At 43.7% G+C, this 16912-nt stretch carries 13 protein-coding genes and 1 tRNA gene; 6 read left to right on the top strand and 8 right to left on the bottom strand.

What is annotated here, in order from left to right; genetic code table 11:
* The first annotated feature begins 5 nt into the window (after positions 1-5).
* Together GO495_RS00480 and GO495_RS00475 are read left to right on the top strand one after the other, a co-directional pair.
* Complete coding sequence (locus GO495_RS00480) at positions 6-902, top strand: helix-turn-helix domain-containing protein (protein ID WP_157297747.1); 897 nt, start codon at positions 6-8, stop codon at positions 900-902.
* Between the two features lie 172 nt (positions 903-1074).
* Positions 1075-3207 (top strand): glycoside hydrolase family 43 protein, encoded by a 2133-nt coding sequence (locus GO495_RS00475; protein WP_157297746.1) that lies wholly within the window; start codon positions 1075-1077, stop codon positions 3205-3207.
* Positions 3208-3399: 192 nt separating this feature from the next.
* Here the strand turns inward: GO495_RS00475 and GO495_RS00470 are convergent.
* A tRNA-Met gene (locus tag GO495_RS00470) sits at positions 3400-3471 on the bottom strand.
* Positions 3472-3512: 41 nt separating this feature from the next.
* A complete protein-coding gene (locus tag GO495_RS00465) occupies positions 3513-4175 on the bottom strand; it encodes a DUF4844 domain-containing protein (RefSeq protein ID WP_157297745.1) in 663 nt (220 codons plus the stop codon).
* A gap of 83 nt (positions 4176-4258) precedes the next feature.
* Here GO495_RS00465 and GO495_RS00460 point away from each other — a divergent pair, with 83 nt between their 5' ends.
* Together GO495_RS00460 and GO495_RS00455 are read left to right on the top strand one after the other, a co-directional pair.
* Positions 4259-4699 carry a carboxymuconolactone decarboxylase family protein gene (locus GO495_RS00460; protein WP_157297744.1) on the top strand — a complete coding sequence of 147 codons (441 nt, stop codon included), beginning with the start codon at positions 4259-4261 and terminating at the stop codon, positions 4697-4699.
* A gap of 255 nt (positions 4700-4954) precedes the next feature.
* Positions 4955-5662 (top strand): T9SS type B sorting domain-containing protein, encoded by a 708-nt coding sequence (locus GO495_RS00455; RefSeq protein WP_205691184.1) that lies wholly within the window; start codon positions 4955-4957, stop codon positions 5660-5662.
* Positions 5663-5706: 44 nt separating this feature from the next.
* On the opposite strand, the gene GO495_RS00450 is transcribed toward GO495_RS00455, so the two are convergent.
* Positions 5707-7053: a DNA/RNA non-specific endonuclease gene (locus tag GO495_RS00450; protein WP_157297743.1), complete on the bottom strand. Its 1347-nt coding sequence runs from the start codon at positions 7051-7053 to the stop codon at positions 5707-5709.
* Positions 7054-7181: 128 nt separating this feature from the next.
* Positions 7182-8435 carry an MFS transporter gene (locus GO495_RS00445; RefSeq protein ID WP_157297742.1) on the bottom strand — a complete coding sequence of 418 codons (1254 nt, stop codon included), beginning with the start codon at positions 8433-8435 and terminating at the stop codon, positions 7182-7184.
* 127 nt (positions 8436-8562) lie between these two features.
* Here GO495_RS00445 and GO495_RS00440 point away from each other — a divergent pair, with 127 nt between their 5' ends.
* Both GO495_RS00440 and GO495_RS00435 read left to right on the top strand, forming a co-directional pair.
* A complete protein-coding gene (locus GO495_RS00440) occupies positions 8563-8997 on the top strand; it encodes a MarR family winged helix-turn-helix transcriptional regulator (protein WP_157297741.1) in 435 nt (144 codons plus the stop codon).
* 110 nt (positions 8998-9107) lie between these two features.
* The gene (locus tag GO495_RS00435) at positions 9108-10202 is read left to right on the top strand and encodes a serine hydrolase domain-containing protein (RefSeq protein WP_157297740.1); all 1095 of its coding nucleotides are present in this window, start codon (positions 9108-9110) and stop codon (positions 10200-10202) included.
* A gap of 64 nt (positions 10203-10266) precedes the next feature.
* Here the strand turns inward: GO495_RS00435 and GO495_RS00430 are convergent, their stop codons facing one another.
* From GO495_RS00430 to GO495_RS00415, 4 genes are all read right to left on the bottom strand, one after another.
* On the bottom strand, positions 10267-10491 hold the full coding sequence (locus tag GO495_RS00430) for a hypothetical protein (RefSeq protein ID WP_157297739.1): 225 nt from the start codon (positions 10489-10491) through the stop codon (positions 10267-10269).
* A 423-nt stretch (positions 10492-10914) separates the two neighbouring features.
* On the bottom strand, positions 10915-11832 hold the full coding sequence (locus GO495_RS00425; protein WP_157297738.1) for an endonuclease/exonuclease/phosphatase family protein: 918 nt from the start codon (positions 11830-11832) through the stop codon (positions 10915-10917).
* Between the two features lie 15 nt (positions 11833-11847).
* Positions 11848-13623 carry a RagB/SusD family nutrient uptake outer membrane protein gene (locus GO495_RS00420; protein WP_157297737.1) on the bottom strand — a complete coding sequence of 592 codons (1776 nt, stop codon included), beginning with the start codon at positions 13621-13623 and terminating at the stop codon, positions 11848-11850.
* 23 nt (positions 13624-13646) lie between these two features.
* Entirely contained in the window at positions 13647-16847 is a 3201-nt protein-coding gene (locus GO495_RS00415) for a SusC/RagA family TonB-linked outer membrane protein (RefSeq protein ID WP_157297736.1), read from the bottom strand.
* Positions 16848-16912 lie beyond the last annotated feature (65 nt).

The following is a 16912-nucleotide window of genomic DNA, read 5'->3' as shown; positions in this document are numbered from 1 at the left end:
AAGGTATGGAAGAGATCGTAAAAATTGACAGCATCGCGCAATACAATACCATGCGGGGCGTAACTACCAAACATCCTCTGGTTTCGGTAATTGACCTCTCGAAAGCGCAACCGATGCCCGCCATGTCATTCAACTTTGGTTTGTATGCGGTGGGTCTGAAAGAACTGAACAATGGTCAATTGCGCTATGGAAGAAAGCACTATGACTACCAGGAAGGAAGTATGGTATTTGTAGCACCCGGACAGGTGTTAGGTGTGCAACCCGGCGTTGAACCATTTGCTCCGAAAGGCTGGGTATTGCTCTTTCATCCCGACCTGATAAACGGCACTCAGTTGGGCAAACACATTCAGGATTATTCTTTCTTTTCGTATGATGTAAATGAAGCGCTTCACCTGTCGGATAAAGAGCGGAGTATTGTGATTGATTGCTTCTCAAAAATCGAGTATGAACTCGATCAAAATATAGACAAGCACAGCAAACGACTGATTGCATCCAACATCGAGTTGCTACTCAATTATTGCATCCGTTTTTACGACCGCCAGTTCATTACGCGCGACAATGCAAACAAAGGAATCCTGGAACGGTTTGAATATTTATTGAAAGGCTATTTTTCATCCGATAAACCGCAGCACGAAGGCTTGCCTTCCGTAGCTTACTGCGCCGAAGCCCTACATTTATCATCTAACTATTTTGGCGACCTGGTAAAGAAAGAAACCGGCAGATCTGCTCAGGAATACATTCAATCAAAAGTGATAGATATGGCGAAAGAGAGAGTGTTTGACATGAATAAATCTGTGAGTGAAATTGCCTACGAACTGGGCTTTAAATACCCGCAGCATTTCAGCCGTTTATTCAAACAAAAAGTAGGCGTTACGCCGAATGATTACCGGATGATGAATTAAATTTTGAAACTTCCGTGCCAGCCCGGTCATTACTCTTCAATCTTACAGGCAAACTGATACTCACCCGCTGCCGCCGTTACAACACTCCATTTATTTGCAAGCGCAGCAGCGGAGGATTAAATTTATGGATGAAAGTGTTACATTGTAACCAGTGAAATCAATCCACTTCCACATGTTTCATTTTTCATTCAAACGAATCGGGTGTTTACTCCCTGTTTTGATACTGCAAGCCTTGGTAAGCGTTGCACAACACTCGTCCACAGGCGAAGCCGATTATCTTAAAGCACCTACATGGACAGCTGATAATGGGAATGGAACGTTCACCAATCCGCTTTTTTATGACGAGTTCTCTGACCCCGATGTGATCCGGGTGGGAGACGATTATTATCTTACTGGTACCACCATGCACGCCATGCCCGGACTGCCGGTGTTGCATTCACGCGACCTGGTGAATTGGGATTTTGTAAGCTATGCGGTTGACCGTTTGGATCTGGGAGCTGCGTTCCGCCTGGAGAACCAAAATAATATATACGGACAAGGTATTTGGGCGCCCTGTTTCCGCTATCATAAAGGCATCTATTACATCTTCAGCAATGTGAATCACTTCTCTACACAACTCTTTACGGCTACTGATCCCAAAGGTCCCTGGAAGCACACCAGGATGAACAAAAGCTTTCATGATCTTTCCGTGTTGTTCGATGACGATGGAAAGGCATACGTGGTCTGGGGTTATGATGAGGTCCGGCTGGCCGAGTTGAATGATTCGTTAACCGACATTAAACCAGGAAGCGAACAGGTCATCGTACCAAGTGGAAGCGGCGCTGGCGAGGGCTCGCATTTTTACAAGATCAACGGGAAATATTACATCACCAGCACCAATTACGATCCGGTTTGCTACCAGGTTTGCCTGCGGGCCGATAATCCCAGTGGACCTTATGAAATAAGGGTCATGAGCGCAAAGGAAAGTCTTGGAGAGGGTAGCGGCTGGCGGCTGGCCAATGAACGTGAGGGACCACCCTTCAAACTGGTTCCACCGGTTGAGAACTACGTAGGCCGCATGCCTATGCATCAGGGCGGCATCGTACAAATTCAGTCAGGCGAATGGTGGGGATGGTCCATGATGGATAACAATTCCGTGGGAAGGCTGGTTTGTCTCTCACCCGTAACCTGGCAGGACGGTTGGCCATACTTTGGATTGCCAGGAAACCTGACCCGCAGCCCGCGGACCTGGGTAAAACCAAATACAGGTTTTCATTCCTTGCCGAATGCACCTTACCGAAGGAGTGATGATTTTACATCCCTTAGCCTTCAACCGGTGTGGCAATGGAATCATGTATCAGTAAACAGCAAATGGTCATTGAAAGAAAGAAAGGGATACCTGCGGCTGCATTCCCTGCAGGCAACGGATTTCTGGTCGGCGAAAAATACACTCACCCAACGGGCCATCGGGCCCGAGTCGGTTGTATCTGTTGAAGCCGATCTGGCCAAAATGAAGGAATGCGATGTGGCAGGACTGGCTTTACTCAACCTGCCTTATGCCTGGATTGGCGTGACCAAAAAAGCAGGCGGTTTCGAGATTCAGCAATTTGACCAGCAGACAGGAAAATTGAATGTCGCAAAATTAAATGGCACTCGTATATGGCTGCAAGCTCACTGCAATTTTGATAGTGAAAAGGCGCTGTTCAGCTATAGCATCGACGGGAAAAATTATACCCGCCTTGGCGATGAATTCATAATGATCTTTCAGGGGCGAACCTTTCAGGGGGTGCGCTATAGTTTATTCAACTACAATACGCTTAACAAAGAAGGCGGTTATGTTGACTTTAATTCATTTATCGTGGATGAACCGCGGCCGCATGGCTTGACAAAACCTATACCTTACGGAAAAATCATTACACTCACCAGCCTGGCCGATAGTACAGTGCTGGTGAATTGGAAAAATTTTATCAGACCGGTTCCATCCAGTGAAAAACCAGCGCAGGGAGATAATGCGAAGTTCAGGGTGGTTGACCGCGGCAACGGCCGGATCGCTTTGCAGTCTGTAGCCAACGGCGGATGGGCAACGGTGACTGGCATAGGCACAATGGCGGAGGTGCGTATCGAGAAAGATGAAAAAGGCGAAGACTCTCAGTTCCAATGGCAAGACATGCTTCGTGGCGACTTAATGCTCATGTCGCTCTATACACATAAGTACCTGTTTGCCGACCCCAATGCTAAAAGTCTTTGTTCGGCGGATGCACCGGGTACAAGACCCGACCGTAAAGACGGTGCCTGTTTTTATTGGACAATAGTAGAAGACAAATGATGAAGCGGCAATATTTACATGGCGAAAACCTGAAACCCTTATCGCTGAGAAATAGATAAACGTCATCCAAATATTGGCGATAGAACATTGGAATTTCACCTGATCCAAAAGAATGGCTCAAAATGTTGCACCTATATTTGACGAAATTAAAAAAGCTTTCAGACGTTACGTCTGAAAGCCTTTTTAATTCTGTAGCGAGGAGGGGATTCGAACCTCTGACCTTCGGGTTATGAGCCCGACGAGCTACCTCTGCTCTACCTCGCAATAAGGGCGCGAAGGTAAGCGAAAGATTTAATATTCAAAATTTATTTTTTGCGGAAGTATTTAATCTGTTCTAATCTCACGATCGCCTGCTCTTCATTAAACTCATCTTTACTCAACTGTTCCACCCATCTGTAATTACCAAATCTCAGTTGTCGTATATGCGGCCCCTTATTGAGTAAATTAAACTCATTACAACTATCACACTGAATAATATCCCAGCATAAATCGGGAATCTCATTTCCCCTCTCCAGTATAAAAGTATCCAGCGCCGTTTTACAATTACTGCATTCCTGAGATAACGTTTCTATTACTTTCCTGGGACGCTTAAACAATGTACTGATCTTTATCAGCGTACCTAATACAATACCGTACATCCAACTGTTAAGTGCATATTTAATATCCACATCAACGATCGTAGAAAGCTTGTGAAAAGTATCCGCAATAAACTCTCTTTCTTCTGTATCGTATTCCGACTTATCGAATGCTGATAAATGCTGAGATAATAACGACTTCAACTGCCTGGAAGAAGCATTGTTCTCTACCGCTGTGATTAAAGCATCCAGCGTATCATTAAACTGCATATCCAATTGCAGACAACATTCTGCTCCTGAAGGACTCAGCCCTCTCTTCTCCCATTCCGGAGCAGAGAATTTATCTTTCTGTCTGAGCGCGGATAGTCTATTTATCGTATGTAATTTTTCCATCTGATGAGTAAATATAAATTTTCTTAATCATGATTAAGTTTTTTTCCTCCGCATCCATAGAACTTTGTTTAAAATTCAATGATATGGACAACAGAATGAAACTAAAAGAAGTAATCCCGGATGGCTATAAAGCCTTATATCCGTTAGAAGAATTTCTTTCAAAAAGCGAATTAACAGCTACCCATAAAGACCTGATTAAAATAAGGGCATCACAGATCAATGGCTGTGCTTTCTGTATTGACATGCATACCAAAGAGGCACGCAAAGCAGGCGAAACAGAACAACGCATTTATGCCCTCAACGCATGGAGAGAAACGCCCTTCTTTACAGAAGAAGAACAGGCCATACTGGCATTGACAGAAGAAACCACACTCATACAACATCATGTAGCGAGTGAAACATACAATAAAGCAGTTGAACTGTTAGGCGAAAAATATACCGCACTGGTAATTATGGCCATTATTTCAATCAATGCATGGAACAGGATCGCTATCAGCACACATATGATGCCCCCGCTGAACTAAAATGAAAAGGCTGGCCCTTACGGAGCCAGCCTTTTTTGAGTACCCTCTGAGTAATAATAATCCCCTGGATATACTAATAAATGATTGTGAACCCATTACGCAAAAACCTTATTAATCTTTCTAATACCTATATAATAATTATTGATATTAAATAATAATATCACTTGTTGAAGTGTTATATATTTGTCTGGTTTTGTCAGCAGCTATGGGTTAGCTGAAGCCATCGAACCGATTTTTATTGAAACCCATTATCCTATGAAGAGAAAGACCAGCCAGGTACCATTGAACCAATTCAATTGTGCCCGATTTATTGATCTAACAAATGTCAGACTGAGTTTTCTCTTACTACTGATATTCAGTTGTTTAACCATCATTCACCAGGTCAGCGACGCTCAGAAAATTAGTCGTACGGACGACTTATTTGCCAAAGACATTGAAGATACCATCCCACTCATGCTGGTAAACCTTGTTTCCATCAATATCAGGTGCAGTGAATCAAAAGACGGACAGATAATCATGTCCGCAAGCGGGGGCAAACCACCCTACACTTACAGTATCCCAGGGTATATCGTACAGTCAGACAGTGTCATAAAACACCTGGAAGCGGCTAAATACAATTGCCGTATTACAGATAGTAAAGGAGATTATGTGGAAGGGATTATTACCGTAAAAAAGGAGTGGCGCTATTGTTCCATCTTTGTCCCTTCAGCATTTAGCCCTAACGGAGATGGATTGAATGATATATTCCGGGTAAAGATACAGGACGATATCTCCCAATTTCATATGCTGATTTATGACCGGTGGGGACACCTGGTATTTGAAAGCCATGACCCTACTAAAGGATGGGATGGTACACATGGCAGCTTACAGGCGCCTGCCAACACTTACCTCTGGACAGTAACCTACCTGGATAACAAAAAACAAGACACGAAACAACAGGGCGTTTTAACCCTGGTAAGATAGATCAGTACCGGCGATTTATGCAGTACCGCCGGTACCGTCATTAATTACTGATTATCAACCGTAGCTTCTACGACCGACTGCACACTTGTTGGTAATGCAGACAAAATATCATACCCGGTAGCAGATTCTATTGCATCTACTGATGTACGATAAGTTTTCCAGTCGCTATTGGTTGTATTAATATTAGGGGTGTTCACCGCTATTACACGGGTAGAGGTCGTTACACGGGCTAAGTCACCGTTACCATCCGGAATCACCACTACCACTTTCCAGATATTAGAAGGTACTGTTACATGCCCCCCATCAATGGTATTGGCAGCACCACTGGAACCTGTTCCACCCGTACCATAACTTCCCATCACAACATATACCTCATTACCGGCAGTTACCAGTGTTCTGATATAATTTTCCATATTCGCCCAGGTTTGCTGATTATTCACCGGCGCCTGCGGGATCATGTTATCCATCAGGAAAGTAGCGCTGTTGGCTGCTACAGAAGCAGTGCGGTCGCCGGACGGACAATTATGCCCTCTGTCGAATCCTGAACCGGAATAAGAAGTAGATCCTACTTCATACCAGCCGGAAGGCAGCGTAACATCTGCGCGGAAATCATCCTGACGGGCAGTACTGCCAATATCAGAAGAATTAATGTGCCAGCTTACCCAGTTAGGCGTACCACGTGTACTGTTGTAAGAAGAAGTGTAGTAAGTTTTGTCCATCAGGTAATTAGTAACCAGTACAACAGAGGTGGTTGCATTACTGGGATTCCCCATCAGCAGGTTACTGTTATCGCCGGTCGTACCGCCACCTCCACCAGTGCCGGTACCTGTAGTAACCGTGATATCATCAATGTTGATCCTGTTGGTACCGCCACTGATCTTGCGGATGGATAAACGATAACTACCGGTTACAGCAACTGTAAAAGTAGCTGTTGACAGGGAAGTAGCAGATGAAGTAACCGTACTGCCAACCTGGGTATACGAAGACCCGCTGTTGGTAGAGATCCATAACTGCCAGGTACTGCTGCCGTCACTACCGAACACACCATGAGAAATGGTGATGGTAGTCGCTCCGCCGGTAGCGTCAAAATTCATGTTCAGAGTACCGGTGTTACGGATCCTGGCAGATTGAGTGCCGTTTTTAAGGTCTGTAGACAGATTGCCAATCAGCGCATCGTTCAGTGTCCAGCTGCCGCTGCCAAGGGTTACACTGGCGGAAGCGTACGCCGTTTTAGTGCCGGACTCGAAGGTTTCAGATAAAGTAGTTGTTAATTCTGAAGTAGCTTTCCTCGTAATTTGCTCATTAACAGGGGTTGTGACAGCATCTTTTTTACATGATGCGAAAATGGCTGCTGCACACAGCACTAACAGGAGTTTTCCAGTGGGTTTCATATAGATGGGTTTTATGAACCCCAATTTATGAAGTATACATGCAGTGTGTGGTCAAGGAAAGAATAATTATTGTAAAGTTAAAATTGAACTTATATTCCCATATATGCTTCGCGCCATAGATAATTCCCCTAACGGAAGTACTTGCGCCTTACCGGGATGATCAAATATCTCTTCCAACTGTTATGATGAATATGTTTCTGGTACACCATAAATACAAAGACGATCAGGATACCGGCAATACCTTCTCCGAATACTACCATATTTACACCAAGATAATGCGCCAGAAAACCTATCAGTAAACTACCTATAGGCAATATACCCTGATAAGCCATGATGTAATAACTCAATGCTCTTGCACGCATTTCTGAAGACGCATGCATCTGTATGTAAGTATTGATCGCAGAGTTCTGTACCATCAGGCCAATACCTGTAATAGCAGTAGATACCAGCGCCAGGAATAAAGTAGAGGATATGGATAACGCGATCAATGAAACAGCGAAAATAGTTCCTGAAACGATCGTAAGCGTATTCAGATCTTTACCTGGCCGGAGCATTGCCATATACACCGCGCCAATCAACGCTCCAAAACCGGCAGCACTTTCAAACCAGCTGAAAGTAGTAGCATCTCCATGAAAAACATCCTTGGCAAATACAGGCAGCATCGTTGTGAAAGGTATCACCATTAAACTGGACGCTCCTAATACCAATATCAGGGAAAGCAGATCGGGAGATTCTTTCAGATAATCATATCCTTTGCGCAGATCTATCCAGATATTCTCCTCTGACTTTGCCGCCACGGTGATGTTCAGCTTCATCATCATCAGACAGCATATTACAGCAATGAAACTTAAGAAGTTAATCAGGAAACAGACATCTTCACCAAAAGAGCTCAGTATAATCCCGGCAAAGGCAGGACCTACCAGCCGGGCCGCGTTAAACACAGATGAGTTCAGCGCAATCGCATTAGGGAGATCATCATGATCATCTACCAGGTCTACCATTAACGACTGCCTTGCCGTTGTATCAAAAGCACTGATTACACCCTGTACAAGGCTTAGAATAGCGATCAGGGTAATATCATAGCGGTTCAGCCATACCATGGCCGCCAACGCTCCAGCCTGCAACATCAACGCTATCTGGGTAATCTTAACCACCCGGAACTTGTTGTGTCTGTCTATAAAGCTACCGGCAAAAGGGGACAATACAAGAGAGGGAATTAAACTAAGAAAAGTCACTAACCCAAGTAATAAAGCCGATCCGGTAAGCCGGTACACCAACCAGCTGATGGCAACTCTTTGCATCCAGGTTCCGATAAGAGAGATTGATTGTCCTATGAAATGTAAACGAAAGTTATAATATTTAAGTGAACGAAAGATTAACATTGCCGTAAAGTAAATTAGTAAAGTAACTTTACAAAGTTAGGGATTTTGCAGATAATAGACAGGGAGAAAATTAATTTTATTAGTTAAATAAATGTAAAGTAACTTTGCTAATATTGTCTAAATCTATATGTCCACAAATACTTATGAGGTAGCAGCCTCTCTACGAAGCACTGTCACCCGTCTTATCCGGCAGTTGCGAAAGCAAAACATCTTATCGGACTTTTCCAATGCAGAACTGCTCACTATGGGACTGCTGGACCAGCACGGTAAACTGCTGCCTTCAGAACTGGCCGAAATGGAAAGGATCTCTGCCCAGGCGATCTCCCAGATCGTGAACCGACTGGCGGAAGCTGGCTGTGTAGACCGCGTACCCGACGAAACAGACCGCCGCAAACTCGTGATCTCCCTTACAGAAAAAGGGACACAACACCTCTACGAAACCCGCCGCATAAAAGAAGAATGGCTGGTAAAAGCCATGGATCACCTGTTCTCTGCCGAAGAACTGGTATTAATAGAAGCATTCCTCCCCCTTTTACAAAGATTGGCAGAATATAACAGTTAATATATCCTTATTTAATTATATTTGTCTACAGGCCAGATCTTTATACTGGTCGCTCCTAACTACGTGATGGACAGTTATTCCTATTAGAAAAACGATTATACCCTTTATCTATGAAAAAATGGTGGTTATTAGTCATGGCGGGCTATGTAATGAATACTACCCATGCCCAGATACTGACGAAAGTAGCAGATAGCATCAGGATAAAAAACGGTATCCCCGAAATGAGTTACGCTATCATTGGTCCTACCGGTATCCTCGAACTACATACAGGCGGCCACCACAGGATAGATGATCCCAATACAAGAACACAGTCCGATATCCGCGACTACTTTCATCTTGGCTCCAACACAAAAGCAATCACTTCTTTTATAGCAGCTATCCTTGTAGAAGAGAAAAAGATCAACTGGGATACCCGTTTCTTCGACATCTTCCCTACCTGGTTATCCATGTCTAATCAGGCTTACGAAGATATCACCCTGCAAAATCTTTTATCCCACCAGGCTGGCATTCCCGCTTATACAGACGGAGCAGAATTTGCCATCCTTCCCGCTTTTGAAGGAGAAAAAGAACAGCAAAGAAAAGAGTTTGCACAGCATATTCTCAGAAGCACCCCTTTGGGCCCTATAGGCTCATACCACTATTCCAATGCTGATTATACCCTCGCGGCCAGCATGCTGGAAAAAGTAAGCGGTCAGTCCTGGGAAGCACTGGTAAAAGATATCATCGGAGATCAGTTAGGCATGCAATTCAAATTCGGCTGGCCTAATTCAAACCATGATACCACACAGCCTTACGGACACTGGATAGAAGATAACAGGATCAAAGCACTGACACCGGATAATCCCTATAAAATAAGCTTCATTCAACCGGGCTCAGATCTTAGTATGCCTGTAACAGATTACGCTAAATTTATACAGCTGCATTTGAATGGATTGTTAGGACAGGACAATGAGTTGAAATCAAGCACCTATAAGTTCATGCATTTTGGTATTAAAGATTACTCCATGGGATGGAGTAATGGACTGATAGGAGAAAAATCAGTCTCCTTTCACACTGGTTCCGCAGGTACTTTTTTCACCTACGCAATGATAGACAGTACAGAGAAAAGAGCCTATGTAATTATGATGAACTGCGCACATCCACTGGCTAAACAGGCTGCTACCGCTTTCATGAATATTATGATGAAAACAAAGCTGACAGACTAAATAAAAAAACCTTCCAAGACATCGCTCAGAAGGCTTCATTGTAAAATAGTTTGTAACAGTGCTGCTATTTGATTGCCTGCAATAAATTGCAGAATTCAATCTTCTCATCAGACGTTAAGAACACATTTGCTATTGTTTCATTGATCAAATCGCTGGTAAGCGAAAATTCATCATACAGATCATGTTGCTCTACGCCATACTTTTTTGCTGTGGAAAAACGTACGGCAACCAGGATGTCTTTTGAGGGTACTTTCTTTTCAACTAAGAGTGGTCTGATAGAATATAACATTTCATTGTTAGCGGTTTCTATCTTCTTACGATACTCCGTTTTGTCTCGCTTTGAAAAAAAATAACTAGTCACGAGAAAAACAATCAAAGAAAATAACAATCCAATAATAGCTGTTAACAGAGTGTTGTCTTGTAAGTGTATCATAGGTATAAGTAAAAGCGCAATTGTTATTCTAATACATTCAAGATATACACAATATATATACAAACAATTTCCGGAAAACTATATTTTCAGGATGATTATATATAACAATAATATGATTGTATATTAACTCTCTGTATATCAATACTCCGCAAAATGATGTTACAACTGTTACTAAGGCACAAATATTTACCGATATGAGTACTTATACTGCATGACCTGAAGCACAAGGCCTGCTGTACATTACTACAGCAGGCCTTGTATGAAGAAAAGCAGTACTCTTTATTTTTTATAATCTACGACAATCATTACAGGAAAGTGATCAGAAGGTTCACGCGCAGTATATTTTTCCATAGATACTTCTTTAGGGAAGTTATCTGTATTTGCATTACCACTCTTTCCTTCTTTATTACGATAGGTATCTGTTAATATACCGTATTTCTCTACCTTAAACTGATTAGTTAAAAAGATATGATCTATACGGCTATCCGTTTTACCGTTCGTGTTAAAGGCATTGAACGTACCATTGGTGGCGTATCTGAAAGCAGTTGTTTCATAGGCGTCTTTCAATAAACCGGAGTTATTGATCAATGCATAAGATTCATTATGCTGATCTACGTTAAAGTCGCCGGTTAAGATAGCCGGTATATCACCTGCCATTGTCTTTACTTTTTCCAATACCAGCTTAGCGCTTTCAGCACGGGCTTTTACACCTACATGGTCCATATGCAGGTTGAAGAAATAAAACGTAAATCCTGTTTTGATCTCCTGGAATTTACCCCATGAACAGATCCTTGGCAATACTGCATCCCAGCCTTTATTGGGCTTGTCTGTGATAGCAGATAACCAGAAATTCCCGTTCTCCAGCAACTTAAACTTTTCAGTATTGTAAAAGATAGCGGAATGCTCACCGGCATCTTTTCCATCATCACGCCCTACTCCGATATAGGAGAATCCGGGTAAGCTGCCTTTGATATCTTCCAGCATATTTTGCAATCCTTCCTGTGTACCAAAAATATCAAATCCATGAAAGCGGATCAGCCCTGCAATTACCGGGTAGCGCTGTTTCCAGCCATTGCCTTCTTTTTCATCATCCTTATTATCATAGCGCATATTGTAAGTACCCACGGTAAATTGCTGCGCCTCCGCAGTATATACCAGTAAAGCAAAACAAGCCATCAGAAACATCCATCTTTTCATATAACTATCATTTAATTATTGCCAAATCGGATTCTGTCCCAGTTTAGGATTCAGTTGTAAATCCGTATATGGGATCGGGTACAGGTATTTATAATCTGCCCATTCTTTTGCCACATTATCCAGCCAGTGAATTTCTCCGGAAGTACCGTTAGACAACTGCAAAGGATTTGTAACACCATTCAAAGTGGAAGATACATTGATATACGTAACACCTGTTACCTGGTTTGCCGGTAAGGTCTGATAGAAACATACATCATACACCCCGTCTCCGTTCAGGTCCATTGGTACATTCAGGGCCGGTACGTACATACCATGCCATGATCCTGCCAGTAAATCCCCACGTTTCCATCTGATCAGGTCCGCAAAACGGAAGCCTTCCAGTGCCAGCTCTATACCTCTCTCCCTTCTTATTTCCAGCAATGCAGCATCTGTGATACCCGGGAAATAATTCGTCTGCAGGTAACTGTCTGCAACAGCTGGTTTGGCTGTAGTTCCGCCGGTAATACCTGCCCGTGCACGTAACGCACCAATTGTTTTTGTCCAATCGGCATCAGACAGCTTACCCAGTTCTTCCATCGCTTCTGCATAGTTCAGCAGTATTTCTGCATAACGCATCAGGCTGACAGAAGTAACGTTCGTAGTTCCGTTATCAAAATACGTATCATCCACACTCCACTTAATAGGCATATACCCGGTGTAAGTATAAGAAAATACAGGTGGAGCTGCAATAACTTTTCCATTATCGGTCCTTGTATAGCTTCCCATACGGATAGTCTGCTGCAGGCGTTTATCGCGGCCCTGTGTTTCTTTTACGAACGGTAAGGTATCATAACCCGCTTTACTGGTAAATGGGGTTCCGTCAATATCCAAATAAGTATTGATAAACGTTTTGGTAAAGCTGAGACGGGAACCGTATGTGGCACTGGTGAAATACCAGTTGGCATCATTATATACAGCCAGCGTACTGCTGGCTACATTTGCCAGCATGATTTCCGAAGTAACAGGCGCTGCACTTGTAAACAACTGGCGGTAAGACAAGCTGGTACCGGTTGCCTGATTCAGACTAAATCCTCCTTCATCCATCACTCTCTTCGCGGCATCTGCTGCCAGTTGCAACAGCGTGTCTGCGCCGCCGGCTACACCCTGGTATTTCCTGAAAGTACCTTCAAACAAACATACTCTCGATTTGAATCCGCAGGCTACATATTTTGTGATCTGGCTGCCGGTGGCATCCGTCTTGAGGGTAATGTTATCTATAGCGAAATTCAGGTCTGCAATGACAGAGTCCATCACTACTGTGCGGGAATCCCTCCCAGCATACAAAGTAGCATTATCATCAATTGTAATAGGCTTACCTATCCAGGGCACATCCCCGAAACGTTTCACTTTATCATAGTAAAACCATGCCCGGAAGAAACGTGCCAGTCCGATGTAATTATTCCTTACTGTAGCCGATATCGCCGGATTATTACAGTTGGCAATAAAATAATTGATATTGCGCAGTGTACTCCATGTCCAGCCATCACTCACGCGTGAATTGTAAGCGCCTGCTCTTAAAAAATCAGGTACGGAATTCACAGCGCTATAATCTGCCATTGCATCTGTTTTATAGACGTCACTGATACCGGGCAGCCCGTCATAAAACGAATTGGAATATAATTTCAGTCCGTCTTCGCTCCCAAAAACAGCCGCATTACCTGCTGTTGATTTAGGTTGCTGGTCCAGGTTCTTGGAGCAGCCTGTCAGTATCAGGACCGACAACGCTACCATCACCAATATATATCGTTGCATAATAGTATGTTTATATTTTTTCATTAAAAGGTTGCACTCAAACCAAGGGTCACACTCTTTAAAATCGGGTAGTTGTTACCATTACCAAAGTTGCTGGTTTCCAGCACGGCATCTGATCTGCCGATGCTTTCCGGATCAATGTCCTTCGTTACTTTATACAAAGGCGACCATGACCACAGGTTCTCTGCTGAGATATAAAAACGGGCAGCAGATAATTTAGCCCTGGATACCAGCGCCTTTGGTACATTATAACCTATCTGGATATTCTTCATCCTGATATAAGCTGCATTCTGCAGGTATTTGGTTTGTTTGGCATACAACTCTCCGGAACCATTCTGTGCTACATAACCACGGTAACGGGGGAAGTAGGAATTAGGATTCTGTTCAGACCAGATCTTACCTATCTGTGATTTAGGCATATAGTTGTAAGGCCTGTTATACTGTCCCCAGAATGCATCTGCTTCGCCACCTGGCCACCAGTCCTGCTTAGCTACTCCCTGGAAGAAAGCGCCTAAGAAGAAGTTATGCCAGTCGGCATTCAGGTTCATGCTATAAGTATAACGTGGAGTGCTGTTACCGATGATCTTCATATCTCCGTGATCCGCCAGTGTATTAGCACCGTTGTTGATCACACCGTTCCCATCCCTGTCTTTGAACCTGATATCACCTGGCAGCCATTGTCCGCTGGTGGATGCTTTGAATAATGCCTGTGCTTTGGACGCACCTGCTACATTTGCAGAAGTCCAGTAACCATCATTTTCATAACCCCATATCTCACCGTACTTCATACCGGCATAATAATCGGAGAGTTTTGAATTTGTATTATTATAACGGGTAATAGTAGCCTGATAATCGGCCATTGATGCAGTAACACTGTAGTGCAGTGGTTTTGTGCCTACCGTAAACTGATCTCTCCAGGTGACAGATGCTTCCCATCCTACCGTTTTAAGATCGGCATAGTTACCTTTTGGTACATCTGCACCAAATACAGCAGGTAATGTTTGTCCTACGGTGAACATGTTATTTGTTCTGCGGATATATGCGTCTCCCGTAAAAGTTAAATGATCATTAAGCGCAGCTATATCCAAACCTATGTTACGGGTAGTGGCAGTTTCCCAGGTAAGGCCATTCGGAATTACGCCTGGCTGACTGGTTTGCTGCTGCCTGATACCATTAATAACACGGCCGGATTGTGTAATAGCAAACTGTTCCCTGAAAGCATAAGAGTTAATGTTACCATTACCCAGTGAACCATAAGAAGCACGGACCTTCACATCGGAGATAGCGCTGGCCGGTACTTTCCAGAAAGGCTCTTTAGACACTCTCCATGCAGCAGATACTGAAGGGAAGAATGTATAACGCTCATTCGGCAGGAACTTGGAAGACCCGTCATAACGGCCATTTACTTCCAGTAAGTAACGGTCTTTATAACCATAGTTCAGACGGAAAAATTCTCCCATAAATGCCCATCTGTCATATCCGCCGGCGGTAGAGATATTACTTCCCAACGCCAGGTTCAGGTCACCTGCATTACTGAAGATCAATCCATTCCTGGTAGTAGTATACCCGTTATAGGTAGATTGCTCATAGTTAAAACCTGCCATTGCTTTGAAAGCATGTGCAGTGCCGAAATGAGTCTCATATTCTGCATAAAGATTGGTAGCCAGGTAATTGTTGGTACTGTCTCTCATCTGCAGGTCATTGGTAGAGGTTCCTACATAAGCAGTTACACCAGGAGCTGCACTATAAGGCACCTGTACTCTTTTACGTTTCTGACCGTCTCTCAGCATCTGGAAAGTGAAATCCCCTTTCAAACGCAGCTGGTCTTTATAAATCTTAGCTGCAAAACCTGCCGTGTTTTTGAACAACTGACGGGTCATATCAATACCATTCTTGCCATAATAGAAGTCACCCACAGTATACGCAGCCGTATAGGTAAGGGTTCCATCAGGGTTAAATAACATAGAAGAAGGATGGGCCTCATCTGCCATATTCCTCCAGATACCACCACCTTCACCTGTGTTCAGGGGATTGTGATACTGCCTGTTGGCATATTCCACGTTATCGTAGATCTGCAACCAGGGAGTAACCTCTATAGAACCCTTGGCCCTCATATTATACATCTTATAATCATCAGAGTTATAGCGGAACAAACCGTCCTGTCCGTTATACCTGCCGGTAATATAATAACTGGCCTTGCCACTGCTGCCTGAAACAGACAGGTTCTGGTTAGTGGATGTAGTGTGGTTCTTATATAAAAGGTGATACCAGTCGGTATTACCATAATACACATAATTACCGTTTGCATCCAGCGCTGTCTTTGGCAGGGAAGGATCATCATTATGTGCTTTCAGAGCCGCCAGGTAAGCTGCGGAGAACTTCTGTGTTTTGTTGATGTTCTGCGGAGTCTGGGCATAATCATTCCATGCAGACCATGCCTCATTAAAACCAGATGCATACTGGTAACCGTTAGAGACCATATCCGGTACTGTAGTAGGGCTCTTAATGGAATAATTAGAGCTGTAAGTGACCGTTACCTTGTCCTTGGCGGGCGTTTTTGTCGTGATCAGCACCACCCCAAAAACACCTCTTGCACCATAAATAGCAGCGGAAGAGGCATCCTTCAGTATTGTAACGGTAGCAATATCTGCCGGATTCAGCATGCTGGGATCTCCTTCCACTCCGTCTATAATTACCAGGGCGTTTCCACCCTGACCAATAGAAGTAGTTCCGCGGATGTTATAAGCGGGCGACTGAATAGGCTTACCATCCCCCATTACCAGGTTCAGGTTGGGAAGCAGCCCCTGTAAACCCTGGCTAAGGTTGGGAATAGCCCGGTTATCCAGTTCTTTGCCTGAAACCTGCGCAACAGCGCCTGTCAGGTTCGCTTTCTTTTGTGTACCATATCCTACCACGATCACATCGTTAAGAGCAGATACATTGTTCTTTAATACAACATTCACGGATGCTTCTCCGGCTACAATAATAGTATCTGACTTGTAACCGACAGAACTAAATACCAGCGTAGGGGTACCTCCGCTGGTAAGATTAAAATTTCCCTTTTCATCTGTACCGGTACCAGTCACGGTACCCAGTATTTTAACGGTAGCGCCGATAACGGGCTGTCCGCTTTCATCAACCACCCTGCCTTTTACAAGGCGCGTTTGCGCATAACTGCTAAAAAAGCAACATGTAAGTACAAGGATGCTTAGCCATCTTTTCATTTGGGTATAATTTTTTTAATGGGCACAAAGGACGTCCCACAGGGTGAACAAAGGGGTTAATTAGC

Origin of the sequence: Chitinophaga oryziterrae (assembly GCF_009758125.1) — a bacterium.
Taxonomy (GTDB): domain Bacteria; phylum Bacteroidota; class Bacteroidia; order Chitinophagales; family Chitinophagaceae; genus Chitinophaga; species Chitinophaga oryziterrae.
Note: the sequence above shows the minus strand (reverse complement) of the source record. Positions and strands in the feature narration are given on the sequence as shown.

What these genes read in the sequence shown, in the direction of transcription:
- GO495_RS00445 (WP_157297742.1), bottom strand. Translation starts at nt 8,435, where the DNA reads ATGTTAATCTTTCGTTCACTTAAATATTATAACTTTCGTTTACATTTC.
- GO495_RS00475 (WP_157297746.1), top strand. Translation starts at nt 1,075, where the DNA reads ATGTTTCATTTTTCATTCAAACGAATCGGGTGTTTACTCCCTGTTTTG.
- GO495_RS00440 (WP_157297741.1), top strand. Translation starts at nt 8,563, where the DNA reads ATGTCCACAAATACTTATGAGGTAGCAGCCTCTCTACGAAGCACTGTC.
- GO495_RS00415 (WP_157297736.1), bottom strand. Translation starts at nt 16,847, where the DNA reads ATGAAAAGATGGCTAAGCATCCTTGTACTTACATGTTGCTTTTTTAGC.
- GO495_RS00455 (WP_205691184.1), top strand. Translation starts at nt 4,955, where the DNA reads ATGAAGAGAAAGACCAGCCAGGTACCATTGAACCAATTCAATTGTGCC.
- GO495_RS00430 (WP_157297739.1), bottom strand. Translation starts at nt 10,491, where the DNA reads ATGTTATATTCTATCAGACCACTCTTAGTTGAAAAGAAAGTACCCTCA.
- GO495_RS00460 (WP_157297744.1), top strand. Translation starts at nt 4,259, where the DNA reads ATGGACAACAGAATGAAACTAAAAGAAGTAATCCCGGATGGCTATAAA.
- GO495_RS00425 (WP_157297738.1), bottom strand. Translation starts at nt 11,832, where the DNA reads ATGAAAAGATGGATGTTTCTGATGGCTTGTTTTGCTTTACTGGTATAT.
- GO495_RS00450 (WP_157297743.1), bottom strand. Translation starts at nt 7,053, where the DNA reads ATGAAACCCACTGGAAAACTCCTGTTAGTGCTGTGTGCAGCAGCCATT.
- GO495_RS00435 (WP_157297740.1), top strand. Translation starts at nt 9,108, where the DNA reads ATGAAAAAATGGTGGTTATTAGTCATGGCGGGCTATGTAATGAATACT.
- GO495_RS00420 (WP_157297737.1), bottom strand. Translation starts at nt 13,623, where the DNA reads ATGCAACGATATATATTGGTGATGGTAGCGTTGTCGGTCCTGATACTG.
- GO495_RS00480 (WP_157297747.1), top strand. Translation starts at nt 6, where the DNA reads ATGGAAGAGATCGTAAAAATTGACAGCATCGCGCAATACAATACCATG.
- GO495_RS00465 (WP_157297745.1), bottom strand. Translation starts at nt 4,175, where the DNA reads ATGGAAAAATTACATACGATAAATAGACTATCCGCGCTCAGACAGAAA.